Source organism: Desulfobacter sp. UBA2225 (assembly GCF_002348205.1).
GTDB lineage: Bacteria > Desulfobacterota > Desulfobacteria > Desulfobacterales > Desulfobacteraceae > Desulfobacter > Desulfobacter postgatei.
Window position 1 is genome coordinate 1 of record NZ_DDYV01000064.1, and the last position, 8,309, is coordinate 8,309.

The following is an 8,309-nucleotide window of genomic DNA, read 5'->3' on the forward strand; positions in this document are numbered from 1 at the left end:
GATAACGTAGGGGCAGAATGGCCTTTTCCATGCTCTGCAGATACACCCGATGCAACGGAATATTCAAGATGTCAGCCAGCTCCCAAAGATCTTGATCACAAATGACGCGGCGGCTTTTCCCCTGGCTGTCTTTTTCAATCCGTACCCTGGATTCCAGTGAATGTTCCTTTGGCATCATCCCCCCCCAATGGGCGGAAAAATCCCCACACGGTCGTTGTCTTTCAGGGAAGCATCCAGGGAAGCACCAACCCCGTTGAGAAACACCAGTTTGATATCCTGTTCAGGGACACCCAAACGCAGGAGTGCATCCCGTATCGTGGCGGGACCCTCAATGCTGAGACAGCCGTCGGAATCCACATCCTCATGGTCGGCATAGGAAGTAAGCGTGGCAAAAAGTCTGATTTCTATTTGCATTTGAAGGTGTCCGATTTTTTGTCCGATTCGTTGTTTGGGGAAGAGACAAGCCCCAAAAGAAGCCGATATGGGCCGGGGGTACCAGGCGGCAGGGCCGCAATCCGGTCGCCGTCATGAAGCAGGGTGTCAAGGGGAGAAATCTTCCCGTTCACAAAAACCCCTTCAATCTCCTGGGGCTCTATTCCCAGAGCGTCTAAAATATCTTTTACACATTGACCGTCCTTTAAATCAAGAACAGCATTTACACAAGGAATATTTTGCGCTTTAAGTTTCTTCTGGAGAAATGAAAACGCATTAAAAAGTACGGATCCCATGTAGTTGTCAAACACCCAAATAAAAAATTTACGGGGCTGCCTTTTGCACGGCACTGCCCCGGAAAACGGTTGAACTAAATTAGAATTTTACGGCTTGCGCCAGTTCCTCATCTGTGAAATCCCAGGTGGTGTTGTGCGGTGCGACCTCTTCCTTAAACATATCGGGGAGGCGGTCATCCTTGGGTGTAAAACCGGCCAGGCGGTTAAATTCCAGCTCATCTTTGAGAATGGAAATACCCAGGCTTGTCACATCATCAACCACAAGACTAAGGCCATACATAGCATTGATCATATCCACAATCATCTGCAGGCCTTCGGGGTTGTCAAGTACCGGGAAGGCCACAAACAGACACAGACCTGAAGCGTCAATGGCTGCGGTTGCGATCTGCAAAGCCTTGGAGATGTCCACGTTATTATCCTTTTTCAACGGATCAATGGAACCGCCCACGCCTAAAATATTCTGGCACACACCGTATCCTGCAGTATGATCTGCGCCCATGGTGGATGTGGCATATGTGACACCTACGGCTTTCACCGATCTTGGGTCATAGGCCGGCAGGGCCTGGCGTTTCACCACCGGCACCCGGTCAACGCCCAGGGCCTGTCCTGTAAAGGCCGCCCCGTTTCCGATGATTTTACCCATGGGATCGCCTGTACCCACTTTTTTAAGCAACTCAATGGCCGCTTTGCCGTCTCCCCAGGGGATAACGCCGCCTTCCATGGCAATGCCCATGGCCACACCCGTATCAATGGTATCAAGGCCCAAATCGTCACACAGCCTGTCCAGCATGGCAATATCATCCAGATCCTTGATCAGGCAGTGGGAACCAAAGGCCCAGATGGTCTCATACTCAAACCCTGAAGTAAGATAATTGTTGTCCTTGTCATTGTAAATCTGGGAACATTTGATCACGCAGCCCGGATGGCAACCTTCGGAAGCTACCCCGCCGCGTTTTTCAATGTTTTCTGCCATCACTTCGCCACTGATATCCTTGGCATGTTCAAACCGTCCGGTTCTGAAGTTCTTGGTCGGCAGGGCACCGGCTTCGTTGATGACATTGACCAGAACGGCTGTTCCAAAGGCAGGCAGGCCCTGGCCTGAAACCGGATGGGTCGTGAGCAGTTCCACCCATTTTTTATTGACTGCCTTAAAGGCTTCTGGATCATGGAGTGCAACACGGTCCGTGCCTTTGTCGTCCACTACAATGGCCTTGATCTTCTTTGACCCCATGACCGCGCCAAGACCGCCGCGGCCCGCTGCCCGGCCGGGATGTCCCTTGGGATCGGCAAACTGGATGGATGCGGCTGTCAGACGCTGTTCTCCGGCAACCCCGATACTTGCCGTGGCCACACGTTTTCCAAACCGCTCCCAGAGCTTTGTGATCATATCGCCGTTGCTTACGCCCACGTATTCGTCTGCGGCAAAGAACTCGACACTGTCTTTTTTAATAACAATCATGGAGAACCCGTCGTCTTCAGGTTTATCCTCCAAAACCAGAGCTTTAATCCCGAGCCGTGCCAGTTTCTGGGAGACAAGACCGCCGCTGTTACTCTCTTTAATACCACCGGTCAACGGAGATTTTCCGCCTACAGAAAGCCGTCCGGAGTTGGCGGCAGGAGAGCCCGACAACAACCCCGGTGCAAAGACCAGTTTGTTATACTTGCTTAAAGGGTGGCAGGTGGCAGGGACTTCATTTAAAATCATTTTCGACGTCAGGGCGCGTCCGCCAAGCCCTGCAATATCTTCGGCCGGTGTTTCAAATGAATAGGTTTTTTCCCTGGTATTTATTCTTAAAATTTTTGACATGAGGTGCTCCTTGATTCTATCTTTTAATGGGCCGGCTTTTTTTTACAATTTACCCTATAACAGCCATGGGCTGACCTGACATATGAACTGCCAGACATACGCCACAACAAAGCTTGAAAGATCTGAGTAACTTCCCCAGACTGTCTTATAAAAAAATTGGCCATGTTTTACACTAATTCTTATATTAAGATTCAAAAAAGACCATGTCAACTAATTAAAATTATTAATGTTTTGTAATTTAAACACAGATTGAAGCACAAGTTAGTTTTCAAGATTGCCGGTTGATAGGGGGGGTGTCAAAAAGAAAAATCCAACTCATACGGACAAATTCCGACACAGTGAAAATATTAATCCCCGCCGCCAATCAACTCTATAAGCCTGGCTTCATCCCAGACAGTGATGCCAAGCGCCTCGGCTTTGGTCAGTTTGGAACCGGCCTTACTGCCGGCAATAACAATATCGGTTTTCTTTGAAACCGAGCCTGTCACCTTTGCGCCTGAGGCCAGAAGCTTTGCCTTGGCCTGATCTCTTGTCATCGCTTCAAAACTGCCTGTCAGCACAATACTTTTTCCGTTGAACGGATTATCTTTTTCATCGCCCTCACCATAAAGGTCATTTGTAATGCAGACGCCTGCATCAAGCAGCTTTTTAACCGTTTTGATGTTCTCTTCAATGGAAAAAAATCCGGTTACAGCCCCGGCTGTGGTCTCCCCCATGCCGTGGATGGCGCTGATGGTCTGTATTTCTGCGGTCATCAACGCGTCAAGGTCCGCAAATTTTTGAGCCAGAAGCCGGGCCGCATGCTCGCCGGTGTGTTCAATGCCCAACGCAAAGATAAACCGTGCAAAGGAAATTGTTTTGGACTGTTCAATGGCAGCGATGATATTGTCGGCGGATTTTAAGCCCATGCGTTCAAGCGCGGCCAGGGTGTCCCGGTCCAGATGAAAAAGATCGGCAAAGGAATTTACAAGCTTTTGCTCCACAAGCTGTTCCACCAATTTTTTGCCAAGCCCGTCCATGTCAAACGCTTTTTTGGATACAAAATGGCGGATGCGCTCCTTGATCTGGGCGCTGCACCCGGCATTGATACATTTAACGGCAGCCTCTCCCTCAAGGCGTCTTACCCTGGAACCGCAGACCGGACAGCTGTCGGGCATGGTAAACACCCGCTCTTCCCCGGTCCTGGCTTCAGGGATAATTTTTACCACCTTGGGGATCACGTCCCCTGCCCTTGTGATCAATGCGGTATCATTGATGCGGATATCTTTTCGTTCAATCTCATCGGCATTGTGCAGGGTAGCCCTGGAAACCGTGACGCCGCCGATATTCACCGGCGCAAGTTCGGCCACAGGGGTCAGGGTTCCGGTGCGGCCCACCTGGACCGTGATGTCCAGTATTTTGCTGGTCTTTTCCATGGCCGGAAATTTATAGGCAATGGCCCACCTGGGACTCTTTATTTTTTCGCCCAGGAGCTGCTGGATTAAAATATCATCCACTTTAATCACCATGCCGTCAATATCATAGGCCAATTCCGGACGAAGGGTTTCCAGAAAATTGAAATTTTCCAGCACCTGTTGGATTGAAATCCCTTTTTTGATAAGCGGGCTCACCGGGAATCCCAGATCAGAGAGGCATTCAAGCATCAACGCCTGGGTGGAAAAGACAAGACCACGCACAACACCCACACCATAGACAACTATGGTCAATGGCCGCTGGGCTGTTATTTTTGAATCGAGCTGGCGCAGGGAACCTGCCGCAGCATTGCGGGGATTGGCAAAAACCGGTTCTCCTTTATTCAGGCGGCGCTGGTTGAGCATTTCAAAATCTTTATGCCGGATGATCACCTCACCGCGCACTTCAATAAAATCCGGGACAGTCGTTTTATTGTCCATCAGGCGCAGGGGCACGGATTTGATGGTCCTGATATTTTCCGTAATCACCTCTCCGATGTAACCGTCGCCCCGGGTGGTGGCCAAAACCAGCACCCCGTTTTCATAGGTCAGTTCCACAGCCAGGCCGTCCAGCTTGGGTTCCGCCGTATAAGTCAGGGTGTTGGCGCCGGAGGTTTTCAGACACCGGGCATGAAAATCCAAAATCTCCTGATCATTAAAAGCATTGTCCAGACTGAGCATGGGGACCGAGTGCGGGGCCGTGTCGAAGGCGGTTAAAGGAGGTGCCCCGATTCGCTGGGTGGGGGAATCTTCAGTGACAAGCTCAGGAAATCGGGTTTCAATGTCAATGAGCTGCCGCAGCATCATGTCATAGGTCTGGTCATCAATGACAGGATCATCCAGCACATGATAGCGGTAATCGTGTTCTCTCAGTTCCCGGCGCAGCTTTTGGGCCTCCATCCGGCATGCATCAAAATCCATGGGCAAGGTTTCCTGTCAGTTCCACGGCAAGGCCACAGGCCTTTTTACGCATGGTTTTAAATCGTTTTTTGCCAAATCCCGGGTGCCAGATACCGTCTGCGGGGGCAAGAGCGTCAGACACCACGAGCAAGGCAGCAATGGGGATTTTCCTGAACACGGCTGCCGCAAACAGGGCCGAGCACTCCATATCCACGGCACAGGCCCCTTTGTCCCTGTACCAGGATACCTTTTCAGGCGTTTCCCTGTAAATGGCATCCGTGGTCCAGATCGTGACGTCGGCATGAAATTTGAGCTCAGCCGCCCCAAGGGCATCCGCAAGTTTTGCGGTAAGACGGTTATCGGCATTGACCGCAGGCAGATCACCCCGCAGGTCCATATAATGCCGGGATGTACCCTCATCAACCAGGGCGGTTTCCACCACCACCAGATCACCCGGAGCAAAATCCGGGGAAAGGCCGCCACACCAGCCAAGGACAACAACGGCCTTTGCCCCCTTTGCAATCAACGCTTCCATCAGCATTACCCCGTAGGGCGCCCCGATATAGGGCCCTGCCACACTCATCCCCAAAGGATCATCTTCTTTAACCAGCAGATTGCTGTTGAAAAAGGCCCGGGAGCGCCACTTGCCAAATCCCTGACGAATCAATGCCATGTCCGGGTCCGCGCTGACCATCAATGCGGCCGGCCCCACGGACCTTGCATTTCTCTCCCCTAACGGCGGAACAATGGATTCGCTATTCAGGTCCGACCATGTCGGATAGCTCATCTTTTACCTCGTCAATAATGTCATACAGCCACATGACATCTTCCACGGAGAGCCGTCCCGCCTTCATAGGCGCCCGGTCCGAGCCGTCTTTTTTCTTCATGATTCTGGGACCGACCTGAAGTTTGGGTTCACCCTGACCATACTGCATAATGGAGATAATCAGTCCGGTTTCCTCATTTTTCCACTCAGCTATTTTTTTATCCTGTTCGGGATCATATCCTGCCATATTATGTCTCCTTTTATAAATAAACAAAAATTCCTTTGGGGTCTATGGCCGCATCCAGTAGCATTGCCCCGTCAATGGGATCAAGAATTTTCTCCCACTGTGTTTTTAGCTTGTTAATATCTGTTTCTTCCCCGATGGCCCACAGACAGCCGCCACCCCCTGCACCTGTGAATCTGGCCCCGCAACCTTCTGACTTTGCAGCGAGCCACAGCTTTATACCGGTATGGTCCAGCACATCCGGGGTCATTTCACAACGAACCGCTGTTTCCTGATTCATCAACCGTGCGGCCTCTTTAAAGGAAAAAGAGCCCAAAGCCCCGGCAAACTGCCGTGTAAGACGGGTAATACGCTCAAATGCATCATAGGCCCTGCCTGATTTAAAGTCACTCACCCACCGGGCGTTGACATCCCTGGACTCATGGGGAATGCCGCAATAGGCCACAAGAAGATGGCGGTTCAATTTTTCTATTTTCTCATGTGAATCAAACACCGGGCAACGCAGAAACTCAGGGCTTTTATGGCCAAAGGTCCATTCCCACAGGTTCACCCCGCCAAACGCTGCAGCCGCATGGTCCTGGACCCCGCACAGCACCCCTGCCACGGCACCTTCCAGATAATGGGCGAGCCAGGCAATATGTTCGGGATTGATCTGTTTTTCCAAGGCAGTATAAACGGCGGCAATAATCGCCACGGCTGCACAGGAAGATCCGCCAAGGGCACTTCGTACAGGAGATTCCGATTCAATGTGCAGATGCACCCCATGGACATTAAAATACTCAAAAACCGCAAACATCAGTCCCATGGGACCGTCCCATCCTTTCTCGCCTCGACTGCGGTCAATGGTGTCAAATCCTTTGGAAGATATTTTAATCCGCCCTTGCTCCCAGGCAGATAGGTAAACATGGGTACGCATGTCAAGGGCCAAATTCAGGGTCGCCGGTTTAAGGGCTGCCAGGGGCAGATAAAAGGTGGAAATATCCAAGGTGCCGCCGAAATCAATCCGGCAGGGCACGCAAACGTGTATCTGTTTTTTTTCAAGTATTGGTGCAAGATTCATATTTCAGATCTCATTTTATGTAAAAACTTCAAACTATTGAAATTGCGTCCGATATGAAACGGAATAAAGGATTCCAGCAGGGTTTCGCCCTCCTGGATGGCAACCGAAGAAAACTTGATACGGCCTGCCCGTGCCATCTCCACAGCATTAATCCAGGACAATTGTTTCAAGGTGCCCTTGGATACCCAGCAGCCCCGGGCACTGCGGCCGAATGGTCCGGGAACTTCCTGGGCACAGCTTTCACTGCCCCGGCACTGTGGACAGAGAACCTGCCCCGCTTTGAAATCAAACCAGAGCCTGGCCGAATCAACACCCTCTATACCTGTATGGCAGGCATCGCACTGGTCAAGCCCGGGAGAAAATCCGGACAACCGCATGAAGCGAATCTGGAACAGGAGGCTGATCACTTCGGTACGGATAAAACCGTCATCCACCATTTCAAGGGCCGTGTAAAGCAATTCAAAAATATCGGGCTGGGCCTTTCCCTCCTCTAGCCACTGGCTGACAATTTCCGTCCAGTAAGAGGCATAGGCCGTGTTCACCACATCATACCGGATATGGGAAAAACCGTTTTCAAGAACGGTCTGGCACAAATTGATCATGGCGTCTCTGTTTTTTTTGGGAAAGGCGCACTGGATATGATTGGCCGAAAACAAGTCCATGGCACCTGAAAACCTGCGCACGCTCTTTTTTGCATTTTTTGCCATCACACTGATCTTCCCTTTATCCCGGGTCAAAAAGGTGATGATCAGGTCATGGTCTCCATATTCAATTTTGCGAAGCAATATAGCGTCCGTGCTGAAATCGTCCATATTGTTGTCAGAAGCCAAGCAGCAGCCTTGTAATCGTAAAATAGAAATAAACGCTGATAAGGTCCATGGTGGTGGTGACAAAGGGGCCTGTGGCCACGGCCGGGTCAATATTGAGCCGATGGAAAATCAAAGGCACAGCGGTTCCCACAAAAGCAGCCACAGTCATGGAAGACAAAATTGAGCCGCCAACGACCACAGACAAGGCCCAGGAAAAGGGTTCGGCCATAAAGCTGAACTTGGCCACAGCCGCAATCAAACCGCCATAGGTTACGCCTAAGATAAACCCCACACCAAGTTCCCTTGATATTATCTTGACAAAATCCCGGATATTGATCCGGCCCGTGGCAATACCCCGGACTACGATGGTGGCGCTCTGGGTGCCGATGTTGCCCCCCATGCCCATGATGATGGGGATAAACGCGGCAAGACCGGTCAGTTGTGCCAAGGTGGATTCAAACCGTCCGATGATGAAAAAGTTGGCGATTCCGCCAAGACAGCTGGCAAACAGCCAGGGCAGACGGATCCGGGTACCTTTAAGAAG

9 protein-coding genes are annotated in these 8,309 nt (G+C 51.0%); all 9 read right to left on the bottom strand.

What is annotated here, in order from left to right; genetic code table 11:
- Positions 1 to 174: 174 nt before the first annotated feature.
- Positions 175 to 414: a MoaD/ThiS family protein gene (locus B3D59_RS03405; RefSeq protein ID WP_286817699.1), complete on the bottom strand. Its 240-nt coding sequence runs from the start codon at positions 412 to 414 to the stop codon at positions 175 to 177.
- On the bottom strand, positions 405 to 728 hold the full coding sequence (locus B3D59_RS03410; protein WP_286817700.1) for a MoaD/ThiS family protein: 324 nt from the start codon (positions 726 to 728) through the stop codon (positions 405 to 407). Before B3D59_RS03410 ends, B3D59_RS03405 begins: the two co-directional genes overlap by 10 nt.
- Before the next feature lie 79 nt (positions 729 to 807).
- Positions 808 to 2,535: an aldehyde ferredoxin oxidoreductase family protein gene (locus tag B3D59_RS03415; protein WP_286817701.1), complete on the bottom strand. Its 1,728-nt coding sequence runs from the start codon at positions 2,533 to 2,535 to the stop codon at positions 808 to 810.
- Between the two features lie 347 nt (positions 2,536 to 2,882).
- Positions 2,883 to 4,907, bottom strand: a complete 2,025-nt coding sequence (gene ligA / locus B3D59_RS03420) for an NAD-dependent DNA ligase LigA (RefSeq protein WP_286817702.1) — start codon at positions 4,905 to 4,907, stop codon at positions 2,883 to 2,885.
- Complete coding sequence (locus B3D59_RS03425; protein ID WP_286817703.1) at positions 4,897 to 5,673, bottom strand: nucleoside phosphorylase; 777 nt, start codon at positions 5,671 to 5,673, stop codon at positions 4,897 to 4,899. Before B3D59_RS03425 ends, ligA begins: the two co-directional genes overlap by 11 nt.
- Positions 5,642 to 5,899 (bottom strand): hypothetical protein, encoded by a 258-nt coding sequence (locus B3D59_RS03430; RefSeq protein WP_286817704.1) that lies wholly within the window; start codon positions 5,897 to 5,899, stop codon positions 5,642 to 5,644. The genes B3D59_RS03425 and B3D59_RS03430 overlap by 32 nt, the downstream gene beginning before the upstream one ends.
- Before the next feature lie 13 nt (positions 5,900 to 5,912).
- Positions 5,913 to 6,956 carry a galactokinase gene (locus B3D59_RS03435; protein ID WP_286817705.1) on the bottom strand — a complete coding sequence of 348 codons (1,044 nt, stop codon included), beginning with the start codon at positions 6,954 to 6,956 and terminating at the stop codon, positions 5,913 to 5,915.
- On the bottom strand, positions 6,953 to 7,786 hold the full coding sequence (gene recO, locus B3D59_RS03440) for a DNA repair protein RecO (protein WP_286817707.1): 834 nt from the start codon (positions 7,784 to 7,786) through the stop codon (positions 6,953 to 6,955). Before recO ends, B3D59_RS03435 begins: the two co-directional genes overlap by 4 nt.
- A partial coding sequence (locus B3D59_RS03445) for a magnesium transporter (protein WP_286817708.1) occupies positions 7,776 to 8,309 on the bottom strand: 534 nt, incomplete at its 5' end. The genes recO and B3D59_RS03445, both read right to left, overlap by 11 nt.